General features: G+C 63.1%; 26 protein-coding genes. 9 read left to right on the plus strand and 17 right to left on the minus strand.

Going from position 1 to position 23951, the window contains the following annotated elements; genetic code table 11:
* Positions 1-261 (minus strand): winged helix-turn-helix domain-containing protein (locus CKO42_RS20795; RefSeq protein ID WP_200248301.1); only part of this gene is annotated, 261 nt, incomplete at its 3' end.
* Between the two features lie 108 nt (positions 262-369).
* Between CKO42_RS20795 and CKO42_RS20800 the strand changes: the two genes are divergently transcribed.
* The 3 genes from CKO42_RS20800 to CKO42_RS20810 all read left to right on the plus strand — a co-directional run bounded on the left by CKO42_RS20800 (position 370) and on the right by CKO42_RS20810 (position 5899).
* Positions 370-1983, plus strand: a complete 1614-nt coding sequence (locus CKO42_RS20800; protein WP_200248304.1) for an NADH-quinone oxidoreductase subunit L — start codon at positions 370-372, stop codon at positions 1981-1983.
* A gap of 85 nt (positions 1984-2068) precedes the next feature.
* Positions 2069-4831 carry a YbcC family protein gene (locus tag CKO42_RS20805; protein ID WP_242479573.1) on the plus strand — a complete coding sequence of 921 codons (2763 nt, stop codon included), beginning with the start codon at positions 2069-2071 and terminating at the stop codon, positions 4829-4831.
* Between the two features lie 78 nt (positions 4832-4909).
* Positions 4910-5899 carry a PDC sensor domain-containing protein gene (locus tag CKO42_RS20810; RefSeq protein WP_200248306.1) on the plus strand — a complete coding sequence of 330 codons (990 nt, stop codon included), beginning with the start codon at positions 4910-4912 and terminating at the stop codon, positions 5897-5899.
* 113 nt (positions 5900-6012) lie between these two features.
* On the opposite strand, the gene CKO42_RS20815 is transcribed toward CKO42_RS20810, so the two are convergent.
* From CKO42_RS20815 to CKO42_RS20845, 7 genes are all read right to left on the minus strand, one after another.
* A complete protein-coding gene (locus CKO42_RS20815) occupies positions 6013-6684 on the minus strand; it encodes a histidine phosphatase family protein (protein ID WP_200248308.1) in 672 nt (223 codons plus the stop codon).
* 140 nt (positions 6685-6824) lie between these two features.
* On the minus strand, positions 6825-7007 hold the full coding sequence (locus tag CKO42_RS20820; protein ID WP_200248310.1) for a hypothetical protein: 183 nt from the start codon (positions 7005-7007) through the stop codon (positions 6825-6827).
* Between the two features lie 195 nt (positions 7008-7202).
* Positions 7203-7460: a HepT-like ribonuclease domain-containing protein gene (locus tag CKO42_RS20825; protein ID WP_200248382.1), complete on the minus strand. Its 258-nt coding sequence runs from the start codon at positions 7458-7460 to the stop codon at positions 7203-7205.
* Between the two features lie 43 nt (positions 7461-7503).
* Positions 7504-7794: a nucleotidyltransferase domain-containing protein gene (locus CKO42_RS20830; protein ID WP_200248380.1), complete on the minus strand. Its 291-nt coding sequence runs from the start codon at positions 7792-7794 to the stop codon at positions 7504-7506.
* 245 nt (positions 7795-8039) lie between these two features.
* On the minus strand, positions 8040-8585 hold the full coding sequence (locus tag CKO42_RS20835; protein WP_200248312.1) for a Uma2 family endonuclease: 546 nt from the start codon (positions 8583-8585) through the stop codon (positions 8040-8042).
* Between the two features lie 240 nt (positions 8586-8825).
* Positions 8826-10193 (minus strand): YecA family protein, encoded by a 1368-nt coding sequence (locus CKO42_RS27530; protein ID WP_242479575.1) that lies wholly within the window; start codon positions 10191-10193, stop codon positions 8826-8828.
* A 21-nt stretch (positions 10194-10214) separates the two neighbouring features.
* On the minus strand, positions 10215-11210 hold the full coding sequence (locus CKO42_RS20845) for an aldo/keto reductase (protein WP_200248315.1): 996 nt from the start codon (positions 11208-11210) through the stop codon (positions 10215-10217).
* A 403-nt stretch (positions 11211-11613) separates the two neighbouring features.
* On the opposite strand from CKO42_RS20845, the gene CKO42_RS20850 reads away from it, so the two are divergent.
* From CKO42_RS20850 to CKO42_RS20860, 3 genes are all read left to right on the plus strand, one after another.
* Positions 11614-12621 (plus strand): YihY/virulence factor BrkB family protein, encoded by a 1008-nt coding sequence (locus CKO42_RS20850; RefSeq protein WP_200248317.1) that lies wholly within the window; start codon positions 11614-11616, stop codon positions 12619-12621.
* A 137-nt stretch (positions 12622-12758) separates the two neighbouring features.
* Positions 12759-14009, plus strand: coding sequence for an META domain-containing protein (locus tag CKO42_RS20855; protein WP_200248319.1), 1251 nt, complete (start codon positions 12759-12761; stop codon positions 14007-14009).
* A 99-nt stretch (positions 14010-14108) separates the two neighbouring features.
* Positions 14109-15641: a protein adenylyltransferase SelO gene (locus CKO42_RS20860; protein ID WP_200248321.1), complete on the plus strand. Its 1533-nt coding sequence runs from the start codon at positions 14109-14111 to the stop codon at positions 15639-15641.
* Positions 15642-15710: 69 nt separating this feature from the next.
* Here CKO42_RS20860 and CKO42_RS20865 read toward each other — a convergent pair whose 3' ends face one another.
* Together CKO42_RS20865 and CKO42_RS20870 are read right to left on the minus strand one after the other, a co-directional pair.
* The gene (locus CKO42_RS20865; RefSeq protein WP_200248323.1) at positions 15711-16082 is read right to left on the minus strand and encodes a PIN domain-containing protein; all 372 of its coding nucleotides are present in this window, start codon (positions 16080-16082) and stop codon (positions 15711-15713) included.
* Complete coding sequence (locus CKO42_RS20870) at positions 16066-16317, minus strand: type II toxin-antitoxin system Phd/YefM family antitoxin (RefSeq protein WP_200248325.1); 252 nt, start codon at positions 16315-16317, stop codon at positions 16066-16068. Before CKO42_RS20870 ends, CKO42_RS20865 begins: the two co-directional genes overlap by 17 nt.
* A 242-nt stretch (positions 16318-16559) precedes the next feature.
* Between CKO42_RS20870 and CKO42_RS20875 the strand changes: the two genes are divergently transcribed.
* Together CKO42_RS20875 and CKO42_RS28015 are read left to right on the plus strand one after the other, a co-directional pair.
* Positions 16560-16871 carry a hypothetical protein gene (locus CKO42_RS20875; protein WP_200248327.1) on the plus strand — a complete coding sequence of 104 codons (312 nt, stop codon included), beginning with the start codon at positions 16560-16562 and terminating at the stop codon, positions 16869-16871.
* Positions 16872-16992: 121 nt separating this feature from the next.
* Positions 16993-17121 carry a hypothetical protein gene (locus tag CKO42_RS28015; RefSeq protein ID WP_274608945.1) on the plus strand — a complete coding sequence of 43 codons (129 nt, stop codon included), beginning with the start codon at positions 16993-16995 and terminating at the stop codon, positions 17119-17121.
* A 315-nt stretch (positions 17122-17436) separates the two neighbouring features.
* On the opposite strand, the gene CKO42_RS20885 is transcribed toward CKO42_RS28015, so the two are convergent.
* From CKO42_RS20885 to CKO42_RS20905, 5 genes are all read right to left on the minus strand, one after another.
* The gene (locus CKO42_RS20885) at positions 17437-18198 is read right to left on the minus strand and encodes a type II toxin-antitoxin system HipA family toxin (protein WP_242479576.1); all 762 of its coding nucleotides are present in this window, start codon (positions 18196-18198) and stop codon (positions 17437-17439) included.
* A complete protein-coding gene (locus tag CKO42_RS28020) occupies positions 18083-18430 on the minus strand; it encodes an SDR family NAD(P)-dependent oxidoreductase (protein WP_200248330.1) in 348 nt (115 codons plus the stop codon). Before CKO42_RS28020 ends, CKO42_RS20885 begins: the two co-directional genes overlap by 116 nt.
* Complete coding sequence (locus CKO42_RS20895) at positions 18385-18822, minus strand: HD domain-containing phosphohydrolase (protein ID WP_200248332.1); 438 nt, start codon at positions 18820-18822, stop codon at positions 18385-18387. The genes CKO42_RS28020 and CKO42_RS20895 overlap by 46 nt, the downstream gene beginning before the upstream one ends.
* 21 nt (positions 18823-18843) lie before the next feature.
* A complete protein-coding gene (locus CKO42_RS20900; protein ID WP_200248335.1) occupies positions 18844-19290 on the minus strand; it encodes a helix-turn-helix domain-containing protein in 447 nt (148 codons plus the stop codon).
* Between the two features lie 447 nt (positions 19291-19737).
* Positions 19738-20217 (minus strand): cobalamin biosynthesis protein, encoded by a 480-nt coding sequence (locus tag CKO42_RS20905; protein WP_200248337.1) that lies wholly within the window; start codon positions 20215-20217, stop codon positions 19738-19740.
* A 221-nt stretch (positions 20218-20438) separates the two neighbouring features.
* On the opposite strand from CKO42_RS20905, the gene CKO42_RS20910 reads away from it, so the two are divergent.
* Positions 20439-21827: a cobyrinic acid a,c-diamide synthase CobB gene (locus CKO42_RS20910; RefSeq protein WP_242479580.1), complete on the plus strand. Its 1389-nt coding sequence runs from the start codon at positions 20439-20441 to the stop codon at positions 21825-21827.
* Positions 21828-21832: 5 nt separating this feature from the next.
* On the opposite strand, the gene cbiE is transcribed toward CKO42_RS20910, so the two are convergent.
* Together cbiE and CKO42_RS20920 are read right to left on the minus strand one after the other, a co-directional pair.
* The gene (gene cbiE / locus CKO42_RS20915; protein WP_200248342.1) at positions 21833-23089 is read right to left on the minus strand and encodes a precorrin-6y C5,15-methyltransferase (decarboxylating) subunit CbiE; all 1257 of its coding nucleotides are present in this window, start codon (positions 23087-23089) and stop codon (positions 21833-21835) included.
* Entirely contained in the window at positions 23068-23679 is a 612-nt protein-coding gene (locus CKO42_RS20920; protein WP_200248344.1) for a TMEM165/GDT1 family protein, read from the minus strand. The genes cbiE and CKO42_RS20920 overlap by 22 nt, the downstream gene beginning before the upstream one ends.
* Positions 23680-23951: the final 272 nt, after the last annotated feature.

The following is a 23951-nucleotide window of genomic DNA, read 5'->3' on the forward strand; positions in this document are numbered from 1 at the left end:
CCGCCCGCCCGTCGCCGTCGCGACCACCGGGGTCGGCGCCAGGTTGTTCATCGCATCGACCGCATCCCAGGCAGCCTTGTAGCTGATGCCCGCCGCCTTGGCGGCTTGGGTGATCGAGCCGCGCTCGCCGATCTGCTCGAGCAGCCCGATCCGCGCCTCGCCCAGGAACGCAACCTCGCCGACGCTGAGCCAGAGCTGACCGCCAACGTTGACCGCTGTCGCCCGTGATCGCTCCCGATCGGGTGTCGATGACTTATCCATAGATAATCATGATGTATTTTATCGAAACCATAGATTTTTTATTTCCCGACCTCGCCGCTAGGTTAAGCCTGCACCGACAACCAAAGGGCCCCGGCCCAGGAGGAGCAGATGTCATCAACACTCGTCACCACCGCCGCTGTCGCGGCACCGCTCGCGCTCTGGCTCACAGCCATGGTGCCGAGCGCGGCGGCGAATCGGCACGGCGCGCTGATGGCCCGCGCGGCCAACGGCGCGGCCTGGCTGGCCTTTGCGTTCGCCGTCCTCAGCCTGATCGGACATGGTTTCGGACCACCGCAAACGGTCACCTTCTTGTCCATCGGTCTCCCCTTCGGGATGGGCGATTTTGCCATCGGCGTGTTGGTCAATGGTGTCACGGTCATCATGCTCACGCTGGTCGCACTGGTCGGCGCCATCGTCTCGACCTACTCGCGCAACTATATGGCAGGCGAGGCGCGCGAGGGTTACTTTCACAAATGGATGCTGATGACGCTGGCGTCGATCCTAACGCTGATCGTCTCCAGCAACCTGCTGATGTTCGCCCTGGCCTGGATGGCGACCAGCCTCTGCCTGCACCGGTTGCTGGTGTTCTATCCAGAACGCCCGGCGGCACTGATGGCGGCGCACAAGAAGTTCGTGTTCAGTCGAATCGGCGATGCCAGCCTGCTCATCGCCGTGTTGTTGATCGGCTCGACGCTACACACGCTCGACTTCCAGAGCGTCTATGCCGCGATGGACGCACTAGAAGGGCCGTTGCCGACAGCGCTGCACTGGGCTGCTTGGCTGGTGGTGATCAGCGCGGCGCTCAAGTGCGCTCAATTCCCGTTCCATGGCTGGATTCTGCAGGTGATGGAGGCACCGACGCCGGTCTCGGCGCTGCTGCACGCGGGCATCGTCAATGCCGGCGCCTTCCTGGTGATCCGTATGAGCCCAATCATGTCGGCCTCGGGCTCGGCACTGGATGGGCTGGCCATCATCGGCCTGACCACCCTGGCGATCGCCTCGCTGGTGATGTTGACCCAGACCAGCATCAAGGTCTCGCTGGCCTGGTCGACCTCGGCGCAGATGGGCTTCATGCTGCTCGAGGCGGGCCTTGGGCTCTATAGCCTGGCCCTGCTGCATCTGGTCGCCCACTCACTCTATAAGGCGCATGCGTTCCTGGCCTCTGGCAGCAGCGTCGACGGCTTTCGTGCCCCCGCGCTGCCGTTCAATGCCGGCGCGCCACAGGCCTGGCACTGGCTGGTCGCCTTCCAAGGCGCCCTGTTGATGGCGCTGGTTGCCGGCTTCGCGTTCGGCATCGATCCGAGCCATCAACCGGCGCTGATCGTCACCGGGGCGATCGTCGCCATCGCCGTCGCCCAGTTGCTGTTGCAGGCCTTGGTCCTGGAGGACAACGCCAAGCTACTCCTGCGCGCGACCGCGATCGGCGCCTTCGTCTGCGTAGCCTACTTCGGACTGCATACCGCCTTCGAGCATGCAATCGCCAGCAGCATCACCCCTGTCGAGGCTGGCTTCAACGCCTTCGATCTCGGCCTCAGCCTCGCGGTGATCGCGGTGTTTGTTGGCCTGATCACGCTGCAGCACCTGTTCACCCGCTTGCAGGGCCCGCTGCGCCAGGCGATCCAGATGCATCTCTATAACGGCCTCTATGTCGACATCCTGGTGACCCGCTTGATCAACCGCCTCTGGCCCATCCGCCGCGAGTCGGCATCTGTGCCGGCCTGACCTTAACCGGCAAGTCCGCGCGCCACTTCAGCCTCAGCGCGGACCTGCCCAGACCTGCGAGCCCGAACCCCGAGGAGCACCACCGATGAACATGCGAGATAGCCACATCGACGACCCGACCCTCGAGCGCCAGCCGGTGCAGGCTGAGCCTGATCACGGCGCATCCATGGCGATAGCGCCCGCCAGCCCGCCCGAGCCGGTGCCCGCACCACTCCCCGATCAGATCGATGCGGCCTGTAATCGCATCGCGCCGGTCTGGCCGCTGGATCGGTTCGTGGCCGTCAACCCGTTCCACGGGCTGCGCGATCAGCGCTTCGAGCAGGCCGCAGAGACCCTGCGGCGCATCGCCGGCGCGCGGATGTATATGCCACGCAGCTACTACCGAGAGCAGATCGAGACCGGGCGCATCACCGATGCCGATCTCAGCGCGGCAGCGGCGCGCTGCGGTAGCCGGCTCGGCGCCGGTGAGCTGCGCCAGGCCGCCGCCACCGACAGTCCAACGCCCTCGGCGCGCGTGCCGCTGCTGACCTCGGTACTCGATGAACTCGATGCCGACGATTGGTCAAGCTTTGTCGTCGAGCGCATCAGCCATCACTGCGCGGCCTACTTCGACATGGGCCAGGCCACTTGGAAGCGACCCTGGACCGGAATGTCGCTCTATGCCTCCTGGCGTCGCTTCGCCGCGCTGGACTACAGCACGACGATGATGGGCCAAGACGGCATGCGAGCCCGCGTCAAGGCGCTACCAGAGTCGCCGCGCGACTGCATCGAATCGGCCATCCGCCGCCTCGGCATCCCGACCGACGCAGCGCTGGACTACATGCATGCGGCACTGATGGATATCGGCGGTTGGGCCGCCTGGACCCGCTTGCTGCGCTGGGAGCAGGAGCTGGCCGGCGGCGAGGACGAGACCATCGTCGAGCTGCTCGCGATCCGTCTCGCCTGGGATGTGCTGATCTATGAGCACAAGGCCAGCCCGGAGCTGACCACGCGTTGGCGCGAGGTCTGCAAGCGCCTGAGCCGGGGCAAGCCGGCCGCCAAGCCCACGCCGGAGCCGCAGGAGATCGAGCACATTCTGCTCACCGCGTTCGAGCTCGGCTATCAGCGTCAGCTAATGGCGGATCTGAACCAAGCCAGATCGGCCGAAGCGGATGAGGTTGGCGCACAACGCCCGGTGGTGCAGGCCGCCTTCTGCATCGATGTGCGCTCCGAGGTGATGCGCCGGTCGTTTGAGACCATTTGCCAGAAGGCCCAAACGCTCGGCTTCGCCGGCTTCTTCGGCATGCCGATCGAGCATGTACCCTTTGGCGCGGTCGAGCCGCGCTCGCACATGCCGGTGCTGCTCACGCCCAAGTACCGCGTTTGCTCCGAGGTGCAGGGTGTCGAGCAGGATGAGGCCGAGCAGGCCCTAGAGACCCAACGTCGGCGCACCGGGATCAGCAAATCCTGGAAGGCGTTCAAGATGGGCGCCTCATCTTGCTTCTCGTTCGTCGAGGCCGCTGGACTACTGCTCTATGGACCCAAGATCATCGCCGACAGCTTCGGCTGGGGTCGACCGGTGGCGGCGCCCGATGATCTGCACCTGGATCGGGAGGACGAGTCGCGGGTGGGGCCGAGCTTGGATGCGCCGAGCCAGGGTGCCTGCTCGGCGCAGCGACCGGCGGAATACCGCTATGTCGTTGGCGATCAACTCGCGCACAGCCATACGCATACACATACTCATGCTCATGCGCATGCGAACGCGAACGCGCACAGTAAGATCGATGGCAGTGCATCTGGCATGGCTCAAGATGACGCTCACCACAAGCGAGCCATCGGCATCCCGGCCGCCGAGCGCGTCGATCTGGCCGAGGGCATCCTGCGCGCAATGTCGATGACCGACCAATTCGCCCGCCTGGTGCTCTTGGTCGGTCACGGCAGCACCGTGGTCAACAACCCGCATGCGACTGGCCTCGACTGCGGCGCCTGCGGCGGCATGACCGGCGAGGCCAGCGCCCGCATCGGCGCTGCCCTGCTCAATGATCTTGCAGTGCGCCAAGGCGTCGCCGAGCGCGGCATCCGCATCCCGGACGACACCTGGTTCATCGGTGCGCAGCACGACACCTGCGTCGACGAGATCCGCCTCTACGACACCGAGGTGCTACCGGGCGCGTATGCCGAGGAGCTGGCGCAGCTGCGTAGCTGGCTGCAGCAGGCCGGTGAGCTGACCCGGCTGTCGCGTTCGGCGCTGCTCGGGCTCGAGCACCGCTCACGGCAGGCGATCACCGCCAACATCCGCCAGCGCAGCCGCGACTGGTCGCAGGTGCGCCCGGAATGGGGCCTAGCCGGCTGCGCCGCGTTCATCGCAGCACCGCGCGAGCGCACCCGTGGGCTCGATCTGGGTGGCCGCACCTTCTTGCACGACTATGATTGGACCGCCGATAGCGGCTTCGGCGTGCTTGAGCTGATCATGACCGCACCCATGGTGGTTGCGGGCTGGATCAACCTGCAGTACTACGGCTCGACCACCGACAACCGGCGCTTCGGCAGCGGCAACAAGGTGCTGCACAATGTCGTCGGCGGCGCGATCGGCGTGCTCGAAGGCAATGCCGGCGACCTGCGCGTGGGCCTGCCGATGCAATCATTGCACGATGGCAAGCGCTGGGTGCACGAGCCGATGCGCCTGAGTGTCTACCTACAAGCGCCACAGGCCCCGATCGATGACATCATCGCCAAGCACCAGCTGGTGCGGCAACTGCTCGACAATGGCTGGATGCACCTGTTCCGGCTCGACGATGAGGGTGGTCTCCATCAGCGTCTGGTTGATGGCAGCGGCGTGCAGGGCTGGCACAGCGTGGCGCGCCACTGAACTCGAGCGAGGAAGATGGTCATGGCCATGGACGGCCCTTCAGATCAGTAGGCGCAAACATCAGTTGAGAGCAAGACCATGAGTGAAGCCCTACAAACCGCCATCGCCAGCCAGCGCCTGCTCCTGCAAACGCGGCTCTCGGCCGCCTTGTCTCGGCTGCAGAGACCCTGCCGCGAGGCCTGGGGCGATCGCGCCGCATTGGAGCAGGCGCTTAGCGAGGCCATGGAGATGCTTCCCTACTGCAAGTACCTTTATCTACTCGATCACCAAGCACGGCAGATCACTGCCAACGTCGCCCGCGGAGGCCTGCTGCCGGAGCACTTTGACCGCGATCGAACGTCCCGGCCGTATATGGCCGAGGCTCTCTCGGGAACCGACTTTTCGCTCTCTTCCGCCTATCTGAGCCGCAATAACCGGCGCCCGTCGCTGACGGCGGTGCAGCGGTTGACCCGCAGTGACAGCGAGCTCCTCGGCTACCTCGGCGCCGACTTCGACCTGCGCGACCTGCCTTTGACGCGCGAACTCTGTCGTCAATCCGACCAATGGCTGCAGCTCAAAGGCGATCCGGCTATCCGCGGTGCGCTGTTCTATCAGCAACGGGTCGACAGCCTGATGGACAGCCGCATCGACGCGATCCTCGATCTGGTCATCGAGTTAATGAGTTCCCACGGCGTCTTCCACGGCAAGCTCCATTTCTCTAGCTCACGCGCTACGCTCTGGCTGCTCGACGACCCCTACCATTTCCGAGTGCTCGATTACGAAGACCTGAGCGACCCCGCGATCTGCCTGGCCTATCCGCAGCGCGCCTATCCTGACGACGCAGCGATTCCCAGCGCGCGGATACGCGCAATCTTCAACCAGTTCCGCGAGCTGCGCTTTATGGACGAGAACATCTATCTGCGCTCGGGCTCGCTGAACATCATGAATGGGCTGGTCGCGCTCAACTTCTCCTGTGACGGCTCGCACTATATGCGCTGGGACGAGTTTCTCGACAAGCGAATGGACTTCTGGCTTGGCTCGGCGGCGCCAACCTGCAGCGAGAGCGAGAAACCCAAACCCGCTGATTGACCATGTGTCGCCCCCGGATAGCCGACAAGGGCAGGTGCTACAGCGATCAAGAACGGATCTGGTCACGGGTCTGGCCTGAGCATCGACGGCGGCACGCTTGGAACGCAGAGGGATCAACTGCGCGGCGACCACCAACGCGACAGGCGCTGTGAGAAGGTGCGATTGGGGACACCTTCATAATGTGAGACGTCGTTAAACAGCCTGAGCCGTGCCCGCACCGGGCTGACGAAATCGAGGATATTCAAGGCCGCCGGACTCTGATCCAGCCGATCCCGATAACCGCGCGCGTCGAAGCCCAACAGACTGCTGATCAGAAGCCGGTTGGTGCCTTTGTGGCAGACCATCAGCACCGAGCCATGCTCATGCTGCTCGACGATTCGGCGCACGACCGGTAGCGCCCGAGCAAGGACATGAACGCCGGATTCGCCATCTCGCGGCGCCACCGTGAGCGGGTCTTCCTGCCAGTTCTCGTACTCGTCGCCGTACTGAGCCTCGACCTGTGCCCTGGTCTTTCCTTCCCAGTGCCCGTAGTCAATCTCGCGCAGCGCCGAATCGACGCGAACTTCAGCGCCATGAGGCTTGGCCAGAATCCGCGCCGTCTCCACCGTGCGCCCCATCGGACTCGCATAAACGGCGTCGATCTGCTCGTCGGCGAGACGTGTGGCGAGGTTCGTGACCTGCTTGCGCCCTTCCTCGGAGAGCGGCACGTCGGTCGCGCCCGAGAAGCGGTCTTCTGCGGTCAGCTCGGTCGCCCCATGGCGAACCAAGAAAAGTCGCGTTGGCATGGTCGTCACTCAGATGGCTTTTCGATGACCGCTAGTTGCGGTCACAGTCTCAGATCGCAAAGGCCAACACAGCATGCGCAGGCCCATCGCCAATCAGGCGCCCGTTTGGACCGACACCAGCCTTCTCGAGCTTGATGCGTTTAGACCATGAAGCGACGCCCGAGTAGACCGCGGCGCCGCTCAGAACGCACGCGGACCGGAGCAAATTGAAAGTGATCCTCAGCTGTCGCCGAATCCAAGTACAGATCCATCGGCACATAGTCCCAGCCGCGCCGGCGCTCGAACCGGTATAACCGCTTGCTGAGCTCGGGGCGATATTGCAAGCGCCTCGGAGTCTCCGCGCTCGTGGAGTCTCGAAACGGGCTTCTGGCCGGGTGCCAAACTAACGCCCGGTCTTTCGATCGTGCTGTTGCCGTCGTCATGCTCCCTCCTCACTGTCATCGGCTTAGGGGTCGGCGCTCGGTGATCGAGCACCGCTTACCCACTACTATAGTAGGTTTACTGGAAAGCATTGTGGTTTACCTGAATACGCAAGAGGCTGTCGCGGAGACGAAGGCTAAAATACAACCCCATGCACCGCGATTCCTTGTCGCGATGATGAGGCGCCAAGGGATTTGAGGGTTGACCGCACGCACATCATCGGGAATATGCGTCGCGGCCTCGCCAATCAGCTCAAGGTTGCGGAGCGTGGCGTCGTAAACGAGCGAGTTGCCGACAAAGTCCTGTTGGTCTAGCCCCTGTAAATACTCGACTATCTTCTCTCCAAACGCGACCATGTCATCAAGGTAGAAAACCCACTCTCGCTTGCTTTTGCTGGGCTCAGACACGAACCGCCTCGCGCTCGACGTAAGTCGCCAACTCTCGGCGCAATGCCTTACGAGTGACCAAATCAACCGGGCGCCCGAAAAGGTCTTCGAGATAGAACTGCACGCCGAAGTAACGCCGCGAGGTCGACGGACCATCGAAGGACACGAGGATATCGATGTCGCTATCTGCTCGCTCATCGCCTCGAACGGTTGACCCGAAAAGCGCCAATTCGGCAACACCGAACCGTCGAGCCAGATCTGCCTTGTGCTCTGCGAGAAGCTTCAAAGTTTGGTCTCGGTTCACGTTTTCGCCCATTGTGGTAACGAAGTCGTACATGACGCCACTTGCCATTTAGTATGCACGTTGGATGCAGAAGTCGGCATTTTCGACGCTTTTTTCGATATCCCGGGTCGGGTGACAACTGCGGACAAGAGCGTCCAGCGAGGCTGCAGGGTGTCGAGCAGCCAGCGCTGCAGCGCCCGGCATCAGCGTCATCGACGGGTCGTACTCGCTCGGGCTCGCTGAACGCCCCGAAGCGCACTAGGGTTCTAGGCAGCCAGGATGTAGCCAAGATCGATCTCGATCTCGTCGAACGGTGGGATTCGCGCACGCTGCTGATGGTCCATCGTAGCAATGACGCGATAGCGGCCAGCCTCAAGTTGATGGGCAACCAGCTTGCGCTCCTCCGGCCAGATCAGCCAGTAATAAGGCACCTGGTGGCGTTGCAACAGCAGCGGAATCTGTTGTGTGTCCTTGCGCTCATAGCCGGGTGAAACGATCTCGCAGACCCAATCCGGCGGCAGGTCAATCAAGCCACGAGGCAAGCTCGACAACCGTGATTTACGCCATCCGGCCAGATCGTGGGCCGGGCACTCGTGCGGCTCGTAAGCAACGCTGACCTCGGTGAGAATCCACCAGCCATCGGGTCCGGAGCGACGATTGAATGGCCCGAGCTCCTCGCGCGTATTGCCTTGAGCCTGCGCGTGATACGGCCGCGTCATCGGGCGCCGAACGATCTCTCCGTCGATCAGCTCAACCTGCTCGTCGGCGCTGTGCAGCAGATCATCGACGGTTGCAAGCTTGAGTGCTTCCACAGTGACACCTTGAGTCGATTGGTGCGCACTAGCATATCAACTCCAACGACAGCTCACCGCATCCTGCCCCGGTCCCAGCCGGTAGCTCTAAGCAGGCTACAGGTACGTGCGAGCGCGCCATTCCGGGCGCCCTAGGCTTGCGCGATGCCCGCGTTGGACGTCACATACCTCCGAGCCCTGGGGCCATTGCGTGACAATGCCGCAGGATAGCTTCGATACCCTGTCACCCAGACAGACCGCTCATTGCGGCAACGCCTGGAAGAGGCCGGCCTCGATCCTGGTTTCGCGGAGCATCGGGATGATCGCGTTCCAGAGATCCTGACACCAACGCTGCACGTCGGCCCGCAGTTCATCGGTGATGGCTTGGCGTTCGGCGAGATACTCGGCAAACCAATAGATCGCGTTGATCGAGCCGAGTGCCAATGTCGGGTTGGGGGAGAACAGCTCGCGCGCGTTGTCGGCCAGGGTTCGGTCGAGTAACTGCTTGGTAAAGGTGAAGGGCTGCTTCGGCCTCTTGCCTTCTGGCACGACCCTCAGCAGATATCGCCTGACCTGGTCCCGATAGAAGTGGGCCTTCATCCAGCTCATGCCCTGTTCCCGGTGCAGCCAGCCCATGAAGTTGCGCGTGATCCGATCATAGTACTGCGCAACATCCTCAGTGGCATCGAAGGCCTCGAAGTGCTCCCTGCCCAGATCGCCGGTGATCTCTTGCATCAGTGTTTGTAGATGCTGCGGATCGTACCATTCGGGTCTCAGCGGAGCCCGAATACCCTTCAAGCGCTCGACCAATCCCTGCAGATCGGTCGCTGTCGGCTCGCCATTCAAAGAGGGTGCGAGGTAGCCGAGTATCAGCGGCTCCAGCAGCTCCCCACCGCCGAGGACGTTCGGGGAGCGGAACAGCGGATAGTAGGTCGCCTCGATCAGACGCATCACCACCGCATCGCACTCGGCCACCATGAGGAATTCGAGCAAATGGAAGAGATTGTCGACGCCGTCCTCGGGATACTCCTCCAGCCAGGGCAAGTAGTCCTCGATGCCTGCCGAGCAGCCACGCTCGACGACCTCGTAGACGATGATGTCTCGATCAAAGTAGCTATAGCTCTTGAGATAGGCACGAGGAAATCCCCGGCGTATCTCCTTGAGCAGCTCGATATAGTCGCCGGCTCGGCCTTCCTTGAGGAGCTGTGCGCCAAGCTCGAACAGCACTTCGTAGTGCAGCGCGAGGTTTTCGACCAGGCTCGGGTGCGCTTGTAAGAACCCGCGCAGGTGCCGAAGGATGTCGTCAGACTCCTTCATCGTCTTGTAGTCCGTCCACCAGGCGTTCACCAACGCCTCTTCCTGCTCGCTGATCTCGGGCACATCATCGCCGATGGTCTTGGCGACATAGGGCTCTTGGTCGATCTCCGCATACGGCGTCTCGTCGAGCGCCTCCGACTCAACCGAATCATCGTAGATGTCGGTCCGGACTTGGATGTCCTCGAAGAGCGCGCTCATATCATCCGGCCGTGTCTCCTCGATGCGTCGTCGCTCGTCCTGCGCGAGGCAGCACTTCTTGTACTTCTTGCCGCTGCCGCAGGGGCAGGGATCATTTCGTCCAAGCTTACTCATGATCTTAGAGGGCTCGAATCGTTAGTCACGCGTGCCCGGCGCCATGAACTCGGGACCAACGGGGTCGGTGACATGCTCAGCAATGATAGCGTCGATGCGCTCGCGCGCGCTGTCGTCGAGCTGCCAGCCGTCGATGCTGCTCACCGCGTCGAGCTGCGCCGGGCGGCGGGCGCCCCAGAGCGCGACGCTATGCCCGGGCTGGTCGAGCAGCCAACGCAGCGCCAGCGCCATGACGCCTTTGCCGACGTACTCTTGGGCAAAGGCATCAAGCGCTGCGACAGCGGCGAGGTATTGATCGAAACGGGGTTGTTGAAACTTGGGGTCCGACTGTCGCAGGTCATCGCCCTCGAACTTCCGATCCGGCGTCATCCGCCCACTGAGCAGACCACGACAGAGCGCGCCATAGGTGACGGTGCCGATCCTATGTTCGGCGCAATAGGGCAGCACCTCATCGCCCAGCTCACGCTCGAACAGGTTGTAAGGCGGCTGGTTGGCATGCAAGGGCGCGACGGCGCGAAAGGCGTCCATCTGCGCGGCATTGTAATTCGAGACACCTATTGCCCGAATCTTGCCGGCCTGCAGCAGCTCGTCCATCGCCCGCGCGGTTTCCTCGATCGGTGTCTTCGGGTCCGGCCAATGCACCTGGTAGAGATCGATGCGGTCCGTTTGCAGCCGGCGCAGCGAGTCGTCGACCTCGCGCATGATCCGCTCCCGGGTCGCCTCGCGCCAGACCTGCTGGTGATCATCGGACCAGTTCAGCCCGCACTTGGTCGCCAGCACCACCTTGTCGCGTAGCCCGTGGCGTTGCAGGGCGTCACCGACGATCTCTTCGGAGCGGCCCATGCCGTAGACTGCCGCGGTGTCGATGAAGGTGATGCCGAGGTCAACCGCATGTCGGATGGTCTCGACCGACTGCTCATGGTCGGTGGCGCCCCACATCCAGCCGCCGATGGCCCAGGTGCCGAGCCCGATGCGTGAAACCTCGATGCCGCTATCGCCGAGAGTGGTGTATTCCATGAGAGCTGCCTCTGAGTTGGGTGTCGATGGCAATGACCTGCTGGCGTATCGAACGGCGCCACCTGAAGGTCCGGTTGCCGTTGCATGGACGATACCCTAACAAAGGGAGGATGCCGGCGGTCAAGATCAGACCCTGCGCGACGGGCGCGAACCAAGACCGCCTCCCCGCAACGGCCATCCGCAACGCGTTTGACGGAAATAGCCGCGCACACACGCGCTGCACATGCCAGACTTGGGCTTTCGCGGAGATGCCTGAGGCGCTCCAGTCAGCTCAAACGGGGTGGCAAGGTGCGTCATGCAAACCTTGACGATCATGTCATCGAGCCAGGATCGCTTGCAGGCTCTCCGCAGCATTGAACCTTGGCTTCCCGGATCACTGACCAACCTCGAGAGACAAGCTTTGATGGCGATGCAAGGCCCGAGCGGTCGGCGCTCAATGCTGACAAGGGTTGGCTGCCTGCTCTGCTTCGTGCGGCGGGTGCTACAGCATTTCAGCCACAATCGCGGCCTGCTGCTGGCCGGTGGGGTCGGCTACAACATCCTGTTATCGATCATCCCGCTGTTTGCGGTGCTGGCTGTCACGCTGTCAAAGATCGTCAGCGAGGAGCGGCTGCTCGAGGTCATCGCGCTACAGGCACGTCTGTTGACACCGGGTCGCTCGGAGCTGCTGGTCGAGACCCTGCGCTCGCTGCTCGCGCAACGCCAGCTGATCGGCTGGGTCGGCTTTGGCGTGATGCTGTTCTTCAGCTCGCTGGCGTTTCGGATGCTCGATGACGCGGTCGCCATCATCTTCCAGCGCCATCGCCGCACCGCCTCGCGACGCCTCTGGGTGGCGGCGCTGCTGCCCTATGTCTATGTCGCCGTGCTCGGTGTCGCGCTGCTTGGCCTGACCGGCTTGGTCGCGCTGTTCAATACCATGGGCCGGCTCGATCTGAGCCTGCTCGGCATGCACCTACCCCTCTCTGGCGCCGCGGTATTCGGACTCTGGGCCTCCAGCTTCTTTGGCGTCGCCTTGCTGTTTGCGTCGATCTACAAGGTGCTCCCGGTGGTGCCAGTCCACATCGGCAGGGCGCTGATCGGCGGCTTGGTCGCCGCCGCACTCTGGGAGCTGATCCGGCTGGCGCTGGTCTGGTGGTTCGCCAAGGTGTCGATGGTGAATCTGGTCTATGGCTCGCTTGGCACGGTGATCGTCTTGCTCCTGTTCTTGGAGGCAGCGGCGGTGATCCTGCTGCTGGGGGCGCAAGTGATTGCCGAGCTGGAGCGGAGCGCCGAGGCTGGACTGCCCTGGTATCAAGAGCCAGATCGCCCCGCGTCGGCATCATCAAACAGCTGCATCGGTGTGAGCTTCGCGACGGCGCCGAGCGACACGAATAGGTCAAGCGACAGACACAGCCGACATCGCCGAGACTGAGGCTGCGATGAGGACGGGAATGCGCACGGATTCCATCAGGGCGCGAGGAGCAATCACAGGACTGGCCAGACCCGCGGTCTGCGATTAGCATCCGCGCCTTTATCACCACTTTTAATGCCATCATTGAGGGAGTTGCTGTGACCGATCTGCGTGTGCCCGTCTTGATTCCACTCGTCTTGATTCCATTCCTCGCCGCCGTGCTGAACCCCGCCGCCGCAGAGCCGGCGACGCGCACGATCTCCGGTCAGCTGACCTACCTGCAGCGGATTGCGTTAACCCCGGATAGCCTCGTCGTGGTCGAATTTCGCGCTAAAGATGATCAGGCGCTCACGGACGAGACTCGCTTCGGCACTGAAGGCCGGCAGGTACCGCTGCCGTTTGCGCTGCAGGTGCCGCGCAACACCAGCGGCCAGATCCGTAGCGCGATCTGGAGCGGTGGACGCCCGGCCTGGATCAGCGATCCGGTGGCCATCACGGCGGATGACGAGCCGCTCGAGGTCGGTACCTTGCGACTCCAGCCCATCACCCCGATGGGCTTCACGACGATCATGCATTGTGGCGAGACCGAGATCGAGATCGGCGCGATCGACGATCATCTGCGCCTGCGTGTCGACGGCAAGACGATCGACCTTCAGCCAACCCCTGCTGCCTCGGGCGCCAAATTCGCAGCCCAGGATGACCCCGAGACCTTCTTCTGGTCGCAGGGCAATAGCGCCTTGGTGAGCGTGGCGGGCGAGCCCCTGCCCGAGTGCGTCGCGGCGGTCCCGGTCGAGCAGGCGCCATTCAGGGCGCGTGGCAATGAGCCCGGCTGGAACATGACGATGAGCGGTGAGCAGATCGTGCTATCGCTCGACTACGGCACCCGCGAGATCAAGGCCAAGCTGCCTGAGCCTGTCGAAACCAACGGCACGCGGGTCTACAGCCTGCCGGAGCAGAACCTCAGCATCCGCATCAGTGAGCACCTCTGCAGCGATACCATGACCGGGATGCCTTATCCGAGCACCGTCGCGCTCGAGATCGAGGATCAGCGTCTGACCGGCTGCGGAGGTGAGCCAAGCACCCTGCTCGAAGGAGAGGAATGGACGGTCCGTTCGCTCGCAGGCGAGCCGGTGCCTGATGAGGTCTCGGTCACCATCAACTTCCTAGAGAACGACCGTGTCGCCGGCAGCAGCGGTTGCAACCGTTTCATGGGCGGCTATGCGCTGACGGGCGAGGGACTCTCATTCGGCCAGATCGCCGGCACCATGATGGCCTGCCCGGAACTGCAGATGCAGACCGAGCAGCGTTTTCTTGGGCTGCTGCAGGACGTCAACCGCTTTGAGGTCACCCGGGATGGCGGGCTGCGATTGATCACCACGGACAACGCGCGCATCAGCGCTGAGCGCTGATGGCCATTTTGGAAGCAAGCCCACCATTGATGATGCGTTCGCCTGCCCGCACCCTCGATCAAGCAAGCTTGACCGCGCCACTCGGGAATCGACCGCAGCATGAACAGCCCCAGCGACCTTCACAGCCTTGACCGCGATGCGGTTGAGACCACAGCAGCACCGCTATTCGCGTTCGACAATAGCTACGCGCGTCTCCCCGAGCACTTCTATGCGCGCGTCCCGCCGACGCCTGTCGCCGAGCCGGGGCTGCTACGACTCAACCGGCCGCTGGCCGAGCAGCTCGGGCTCGATGCCGATGCCCTCTCGACCCCCACCGGCGCGGCCATCTTCGCCGGCAATCTGATCCCAGAAGGCGCCGACCCGATCGCGATGGCCTACGCCGGCCATCAATACGCGCAGTTCGTGCCGAGCCTGGGCGATGGCCGCGCCATCCTGCTGGGCGAGCTGATCGACCGCAATGGGGTGCGACGCGATCTCCATCTGAAGGGTGCCGGACGCACCCCCTTCTCACGCTCGGGTGATGGTCGCGCAGTGCTCGGCCCGGTACTGCGCGAATACGTGCTCGGTGAGGCGATGGCCGCACTGGGCATCCCGACGACGCGCGCCTTGGCCATGGTCGCCACCGGCGAGGAGGTCTATCGCGAGCGTATCGAGAGCGGCGCCGTGCTGGTGCGCGTCGCCGCAGGCCATGTGCGGGTCGGCACCTTCGAGTACTTCGCCCGCCGCGGCAACAGCGAAGCGGTCAAGGCCCTGGCCGACTATGTGATCCAGCGCCATTATCCCGACTGCGCCGAGACCGAACAGCCCTATCAGGCCCTGCTCGAGCAGGTGGTCAAACGCCAGGCCGAGCTGATCGCGCAGTGGATGCTGGTCGGCTTTATCCACGGCGTGATGAACACCGATAACGTCGCAATCTCGGGCGAGACCATCGACTACGGTCCCTGCGCCTTCATGGACGCCTTCCATCCGCAGACCGTCTACAGCTCCATCGATCGCTTTGGCCGCTATGCCTGGGATCAGCAGCCCCGCATCGGCTACTGGAACCTGACTCAGCTCGCCAATTGTCTACTGCCGCTGCTCGGCGGGGATGAAGACGAGGCCAAGCAGACCGCACGCAACGCGCTCGACACCTACGGCAAGGCCTTCGAGACGCACTACTACGGTGGCTTGCGGACCAAGATCGGCCTGCTCGATGAGCGTGCCGGCGATGATGATCTCGCGCTCGATCTGCTCGGACGCATGGCCGCGCAGCAGGCGGACTTCACCAATACGTTTCGCGCGCTCTGCGAGGTCGATGCCGATGATCCGGCGACGGATGCGTCCGTGCGCAGGTTGTTCGCAGCCCCGGCCGCGTTTGACCAATGGGCGCTGCAGTGGCGCGAGCGCCTGGCCACCCAGACCCAGCCCGACAGCGAGCGCCAGGCGGCGATGCGTGCGGTGAACCCGGCCTACATCCCGCGCAATCACCGCGTCCAGCAGGCGATCGACGCCGCCAACAATGGTGACCTTGAGCCACTCGACCGGCTGCTCGAAGTGGTCTCGCAACCCTATGAGGAGCACCCGGCACGGGCTGAATACCGACAGCCGCCGCGGCCGGATGAGGTCGTTGAGCGCACCTTCTGCGGGACCTGAGGCCGGAGCACCGCTACTCCCAGAGCGCAGGTTCGAGGAGACCGAGACCGGCAGTTGGTGTTGAACCTGTTAGGCCAAATAGGTGTTGGGCCGATAGTCCTGAAACAGCCTGTCATAGGTCACAATGCGCATCTCTTCGCAGTGCGCTTGGGCGATCAGTAAGCGATCGAACGGGTCTTTATGGTGGTCAGGCAATGTCATAACGGCTTGCGTGTGGCTCGGCGTAATGCTTAGCCATTCAAATCCTTGCGCACCAATATCGTCAACAATCTGAGGGGACGGCAACGGCATTTTCCCCAAGTTGTTCTTGATAGCCATTTCCCAGACGCAAACGGCACTCACAACCGCCCCGCTATTCTGGATCAGTCGAATCGCGTCTTGATTGGTGATTGCCCCCATCAGCCAATCGTAGACGATGCAGGTATCAAGCAGCAGGCGCACTGGGCTCCCCAAAAAAGAGTTGCTCGACACGCTGGTCGGTTTCAGGTGAGCGCCACTCGGTCGCGTAGGGCACAAGCCCGCGCCAGGCGCCAGGCGGCTTGATCTGTACGGGCTGATAGGGAACGAGACGCGCCACGGGCACGCCATTGCGAGCGATCAGAACGTCTTCGCCGCGCTCTGCCGCAACGATCAAACCGGATAATTGGCTCTTCGCCTCGTGCATGTTGACTTGCATGGTTTTCGCTGCACCCCCAAAGTGATTTAGCTAAAATTAGCTAGAATACGACGGAGCGTCAAGATCAATGTCCTTATCGCGTCTGAGCTTCGCGAAGCGGGCGCGGTTGTAGACCCCTCGGGCGTTCTGTCGGATGCCAGGTCGCGGCAGCCGGCTGCCGGCTGCCGGCTGCCTTGTGGTCAGCGAGGAATCGGCTATATTTGCCTGGGTATACTCAGAACCTTGCCCAGGAGCGCCCAGACTTGTACTGCTCGATTCGCCGCTACCAGCTCATCAAGGGAACGCCTGATCTTGTGCGCGAAAAGGCCGAGACCGTTTTCATGCCGCGCATCAAAGCCCTCGACGGTTTCGTCAGCTACTCCGTCATCGTCACCGGGCTCGGTGGCGACGGACTGCCGGGTATCGTGACCGTGAGCGTGTTTGATGCTGCCGAGCAGGCCATGGCATCGAGCAAGCTCGCCGCTGCCTGGGCGCGTGAGATGAGCGCGTTCTTCTCGCTGGAGAAGCTCGGCGAGGAGTCCGGGCAGATCGCTTGCCAAGCGGAAGCAGATTAGCCAGCCGTGCGTAACGGCCGATCGGCCGCGCTGTCGGTGTCTCTATCCTGTCCTCACCAGACCGACTGCACATCCAGAAGCTATACCTGCCGATTTATCTCTGAGCCGCAGAGGTGAGCCCGTGACCAGCGTCACCAGCCGCGAATTCAATCAAAGAACCAGCGAGGCGAAGCGGGCGGCCGACCGTGGTCCTGTGTTCATCACGGTCCGAGAACGCGCCAGCGATGTCCTGCTGTCTATCGAGGACTAAGACAGGCTTGCCCGAACAGACCGCAACATCGCCGATCTGCTGTCCATGCCGGGCGTAGAGGAGATCGATTTCGAGCCGCCGCGGCTGCTTGATCGCCCTAAAACGCTCGACCTAGACTAATGTTCTTGCTCGATACCAACGTCGTCTCCGAGTTGCGCAAGGTCCGCTCCGGAAAGGCCGATGCGAATGTCGCGCAATGGGCCGAGACCCTGCCCGAGGCAGCAGATGGTGGCGGCGGCCAAGGACGCAATGATCCACGACCTGATCCTGAGCCGTCGCGATGGCTACGAGGCGCGGGTGACGGAGAATGCAGACTCAGCCGACGCCGCAACGCATTCGGTCCAAGTTTGCATAAGCCATCCCCGCTTCCCAAGCCGTGCTCATTGCAGAACGCAGTGCTGATGGGATGCGCTCATCACGCTTGGCCTGCTGCAGTGTCTCTGTCATGGCTTGGGCGATGTTTTGCATGGCCGTCTCGGGTTTCGCGACGCTGCAGATGCTGCGCCCAAACGCCATCAGCTCGTCGCTGGTCGGGTAGGCCCTGGTTTGGCGCCGACCTCGGAGCAGTTTAAGCGCCATGGTCTTGTCTTCCAGCTCAGGCCCACCTTCATATCGGGTGTAACGGTAGATGCTCGTGGTCACAACGTCGTACATGGGCGCTAGCCAGGCGTCGGCGGCCGAGCGATAGAGCAGCCCAAAATTCTTGAGATGTGCATCGCCATTGCGCACCATCACCGAAAAGGCGACCTGCTCGAAGAAACGCTGCAGGTTTTCACATGGCAGTTGGAGTTGCTTGAGCAGCTCAGCGATGGCCTGATAGCTCCCCTGATATTTGCGATCCGACAGCGTGTCTCTAACCCGCAAGCCCGCGAGCGCAGCGATATCTTCAAAGCCGAGCCGCTCGATCGATCCATCTTCTCGTTCAACGAAATCAAATCGATCCAGTACCAAGAGCTGACCATCATTGGAAAGCGCGAATTCGGGTGTCGCAATGCCGGCTCTCATGGCGGCACTCAAGCAGAGGAATTCGTTCGCTGCGAGCCCGGGGTAGGACGGCCCAGCCGCTTTGACGATCAACGATTTCCAGGTCTTCTTCTTTCGTCACATCACAGCCGGTGCTGGTGGCCTTGCCACCAGCCGAGCTGATGGCATCTGCCACCTGCTTGGCCGCCGCCGCATCGCGGTCGGTGACAGCAACGGCGGCACCCGCAGCAGCAAAGGTTTCGGCGATGGCTCGGCCGATGCCGGCGCCAGCGCCGGTGACTAAGGCAATGGCGCCATCGAGGCGGAAGAGACTGGGGTCATACATCGCGATCGCCGGGTGGTTGATTCGAGGATAGCCGGATTAGAGTCAAGGCGATGGACAGGCGCAACCGGCTTTTCGCCCATATTGGGCGGTCGCGGATCAAGACCAGCCTCGATCGGCGAGACCGAGGCTGCGCCCCGGCTACTCATCCGCGGTGCTCTAGCTCCGTTCGCTCCCGCCACCATCACCATCCTCATCTCGTCCCGCTTGAGCCACTTCGGATAGCCGCTGCCGTCCATCTTTTCATGGTGACCGTTGGCAATCTCGGGCACCTGCTTGAGATGCTTCGGGAAGGGCAGCTCGAAGAGCATGACGATCATCTGCACGATAGGGTCGTTGATCTTGAACCGCTCCTCGGCGGTGAGTGTGCCGCGGCCGGGGTGGCACAGCCCCATGAGCGATAGCCGATCGCAGGCTCAGTCGGCTGCTTGATTGCAGGCTGTGACGACCTTGAGCAGGTAGCGCATGGTGGCCTCGGTCGCCGGTGCCAGATCGCGAGCGGCCTTCTCCGTTGCAATCAGATAGCCCTTGTCACGGCGGATGATCCAGCCCAGACGCTCTAGGTCATTGACCTTGCGGCGGACGGTTTCGCGCGGGATGCCGCTGTAGTCGGCGATGGACTGGAGATTGATTGGCGCGGTCTCGGGGTCGGGCCTGTTCGGCACCATGAAGCGGTCGTAGGACATTCTCGCGATGCGGCCCCTTGCAAGGGTGCGCGCGCCAATGATCGCCAGCACCAGCATGCGGTCCAGGTCGCCACCGAAGTGCCGCCGCAGCATCACCAACAGCTCGGCGAACGCATCGTTGTGGACGGGCCAGATGTCGCCAAAGTGGGTATTGAGGCTGTCTTGATCGAGGCTCATCGCCTGTTCACTGGTTCGGCAGCCTCTCTATACGATGGAGACCTCGGGCTTTTTTCACCTAGGCATCATAGCCAATGCGGCCCATCTTGGGCAGCCGAACACTTGCCGCATTCCGGAGCCATCCCAACCCCCGTTGCCTGGCATTCAGGATCAAGATCGAAAACACCGCAGTCACTGAACCCCGCGCGAACGAAGCCCTTCGCCTAACAGGACATGCCGATGTCCAAAGCGGTGTCATCCAAGCGCAAGCTCGGAGGCGTCTTTGCACTCTTCGTCCTCATCTGCGGTGCGATCAGCGTTTGGGGCGTCCTTGCACCGGAGGTGATGGCCGGCGCCAAAGCAATCACAGGCTTCGCGCTGACGACGTTGCGCTGGTTATTCCTCATGTTCTGCACCAGCTTCGTCTCATCCTATGAACCAGCTTGGTCGTCCTCGGCGCGGCGCGGCTTAGGGCCGGGGACCAATTCCCGCCACGGCCACCGTGACCCATTTGCCGTCCACACCCTGATGCGCTTGCTTCTCGACCAGCAACTGCGGTGGCTCGCCTGGCGCTCCATTGGGGTCCGCCGCCAATCCATTACGGTTTGCTGCCAATAAGGCCGCGGCCTCGGCAACGGACGCAGTGCCGATCGAGCGCAACAAACTCGGCGATGGCCGCGCGACCGGTATCACCGCCAACTCGTCGGCGCTAAAGAACCATAACGGCCAGCCATGGGACCGCGCTAGCTGCCATAATGCCGGCTCATCCCGCCTGCGCTCGATACTCGCCAGCGCGATCACCGTCACCGGCCCTAAGCCGCGCAGCGCCGCGTCGACCGCCGCTTCCAAGGTCGCTAACGCAATACCGCGCATGCAGCCGATGCCGATGGCGACCGTCGGTGGTCGCTCACCAGTCGAGTACTGGGATGGAAACGGGAATTGTGCCATTGGTGGCCTTGCTAAAAACTCGCTAGGGCTTTGTTTTATAAAATTTTAATCTGCGTGCATCTGCGGTTTATAGGATCATCATGCCTTACCTTGGCCCAGCCACTGGCCACTCCATCCAGGCCTCCACACGCAGCCCCGCGCCGCAGCCCAGTGCTCGTCACTCGGCTCAGTCCCATGCTGGCACTCATGATCGCGCTCATGATTGCGGCCATGATCGCGGCCTGGATCATCAATGCCCCGCGCTCTTCCTGAGCGCCACCTCCTCCGGTCAGGGCAAGACCACGCTGACCGCCGCCCTCGCCCGCCATCATCGCAATGCGGGTCGTCGGGTGCGGGTGTTCAAGACCGGCCCCGACTTCCTCGACCCGATGATCCTCGGGCGCGCAGCCGGCGCCGGCACCGAGGCTGAGCCGCTCGATCTGTGGATGGTCGGCGAGGACGACTGCCGGCGCGCCCTCTACCAGGCTGCAGGCGAGGCCGACCTGATCCTGGTCGAGGGCGCGATGGGGCTCTTTGATGGCTCACCGTCCGGCGCCGATCTAGCCGAGACCTTTGGGCTACCGGTCGCGGCGCTGATCGACGCCCGCGGCATGGGTCAGACCTTCGGCGCCCTCGCCCTCGGCCTGATGCAGTATCGTCCAGGACTGCATTTCGCTGGGATCGCCGCCAACCGCGTTGGCAGCGCGCGCCATGCCGAGATGATCCGCGCCGGGATACCGGCCGAGCTGCCCTATCTGGGCGCCCTGCCCCGGCTCGATGAGGCCGTCCTGCCGAGCCGCCATCTGGGGCTGGTACAGGCACAGGAGATCGCCGATCTGGAGCAACGGCTCGATCAGTTAGCCGAGCACATCGGCACGACCGAACTCGCGGCACTGCCGAAGCCGGTTCGTTTCCAAGCGCCAAAGGGAACAGCACCATCCTCAACGCCAGGTGTCGGGATGCCGGTTGCCGAAACGCCGCTTGCCGAAACGCCGCTTGCCAGAACGCCGCTTGCCAAAACTCCAATCGCTGGAACCCCACTCGCCGGTCGTCGCATTGCCATCGCCCGCGATGCCGCTTTCTCGTTTCTCTATGCGGCCAATCTGCGACTGCTCGTGCAGCTTGGTGCTGACCTGGCCTTTTTTTCACCGCTCAGCGACGAAGCACTCGATCCGGCCGACGCCATCTACCTACCAGGTGGCTATCCGGAGCTTCATCTGGCGCAACTTGCCGCCAACAGCGCCATCAAAGCGGCGCTGCGTGCCCATGTCGACGCCGGACGGCCGCTCTATGCCGAATGTGGCGGCATGCTCTATCTGCTCGAGCATCTGAGCGACAAGCAGGGGCAAAGCGCCGAGATGGCGGGTCTGCTCCCCGGCACAGGTCGTTTGCAGCCAGGTCTGGCCGGGCTCGGCATGCAAGCGCTCGCGCATCCGGCCGGCGAGCTACGCGGCCATAGTTTTCATCACTCAACCATGAGTACATCGATCGCCGCCGTGCAGAACGGCATCCGTCAGCATGATGGCCAACCGGGCGAGCCCTTCTATCAGCAGGGCCCGATCCGGGCGAGCTATCTGCATCTCTACTTTCCCTCGGCCCCGGCTGCCGCTGCCGCCCTGTTCCTGCCTTGAGGCCCTTAGCGGTCGGTGTCGGCCAGTGGCTTCTCAGCGCTCAGCAGCGTGATCGGCCGCGCCGTGCGCCAGCCATCGAACCGTCCGAGCGGCTCGGCTTGGGCGACACTCACGCGCGTCAGCTCGCCGCCGATCCGCCCGCGCCAGGCCACCAGCGCCGATTCGGTCTGCAAGGTGACCGCATTGGCCACCAGCCGCCCGCCAGGCCGCAGCGCTTGCCAGCAGTGCTCAACGACACCGTCGACAGTGAGTCCGCCGCCGATAAAGATCGCATCCGGAGTCGCAAGCTCGGCGAGCACCGCTGGCGCCTGACCCGCGACCAGCTCAAGCTCCGGCACGCCGAGTCGGTCGCGGTTACGCTCGATGAAGCCGCATCGATCGGGATGCGACTCGATCGCAATCGCCCGACAGCTGGATTCGGCGCGCAGCCACTCGATGCCGATCGAGCCACAACCGGCGCCGACATCCCAGAGCAGCTCGCCGGGCTGCGGAGCCAACCGCGCCAAGGTCAATGCGCGCACGTCGCGTTTGGTCAGCTGGCCATCATGCTCGAAGGCTGAATCAGGCAGCGCGCTGCGACGCGACAGCGGGCGGGTTCCTGGATCAGCGTGGCAGTGCACCGCCACCAGATTCAGCGACGGATCAGGCGCGACACGATGCACATCGGTAGTGCTTCCGAGCCAAGAAGCCGCGGTGCCGTCGCGACGCGTTTCCTCCGGTCCACCCATGCGCCCAAAAACGCACAATTGGCTGGCACCATAGCCGCGCGTAACCAAGAGTCGAGCCAGTGCCTCCGGTGTCTCGCCATCGGCGCTCAGCACCAGCAATCGAACCCCCTCGGCGAGGTAGCGCGCAACGCGCGCGAGCGGCCGGCCGTGCGCCGGCACCACCCGCACCTGCTGCAGCGGCCAGCCCAGCCGTGCCGCGGCCAGGCTCATCGACGATGGTGCCGGCAGCACGCGCAGCTCCTCGAGCGGTAGGCGCTCGGCCAGTTGCGAGCCGATGCCGTAGAACATCGGATCACCACTCGCCAGTACGCAGACCGGCTCGCCCCGGTGCGCGAGCACCTGATCGTAAGCCAGTGCGAATGGCCGCGGCCAAGGCCGGCGTTGCTGTCCGGATTGGGGCGCTAGCAGCGCCAGATGCCGCTCGCCACCGAAGACCTGCGTCGCCGCCTCAATCGCAGCACACGCCTCGCGCCCGAGGCCGCTGAGCCCGTCTTCGCCAATGCCAACCACCGTCAGCCATGCCCGATCATCCATCCAATCACCACAACGCCATTGAAGAGCAGCTGCCCCAGTGCCAGCAAGCCAAAGCCGATGAAAAGGATCGCCGCGGCTCGATGCACCCAGTGCGTTGGTAACCGTCGCAGCAGGGTGCAGCCAAACAGGATACCGATCAGCGAGACGCTCCAGAGCGCCAGCGTGCCGCCGAACAGCACGGCCCAGAGATCACCGGTGCTGGCAGCCAAGGCCAGCATCGCCAGCTGCGTCTTATCGCCAAGCTCAGCGACAAAGATCAGCGAAAAGCTCTGAAGAAAACCGCCACTGTTGCGTGCGGGAATCTCGGCATCATCCTCACCCTGATTCGCGTCCTGCCAAGAGCGAACGCCGAAGAACAGGAACAGGCCAGCCGCGACGAGCAGGAGCCAGCCCTGCGGAAGCCAGTCGAACAAGGCCTGGCCGACAACCACAGCCAGCAGATTCAACAGGGCAAAGGCGACGAAGCTACCGGCAATCACCGGGCCCGGTCTGTAGCGATGCGCCAGCGTCATCACCAACAGCTGTGACTTGTCGCCCATCTCGGCGAGAAACAACAAGGCGAAGGTGGAGAGGGCGACGGAGATGTCCATCAGCAGTGACGATAGCGGCTGAGCAAAGGAGTGAGGCTAATCTGCACAAGTTACCATGACACCGCATGCTCAACGAACCGGTACCGGGCGACCTCAACGCCATCGTCCGAACGGACATTCGCTAACCAGAGCGCCTGCATCGGGTCAAACGAAGGCGGAGCGTCTACAATCGCCCGGAGTCAATCGACCGACGTCCAGATCCTGGGCGTTTGAGGATTCGCGCCCAACATGCACAAAACCAGCATGCACAACAAGCATGCACAACAATGCTT

Origin of the sequence: Lamprobacter modestohalophilus (genome assembly GCF_016583905.1) — a bacterium.
GTDB classification, from domain to species: domain Bacteria; phylum Pseudomonadota; class Gammaproteobacteria; order Chromatiales; family Chromatiaceae; genus Lamprobacter; species Lamprobacter modestohalophilus.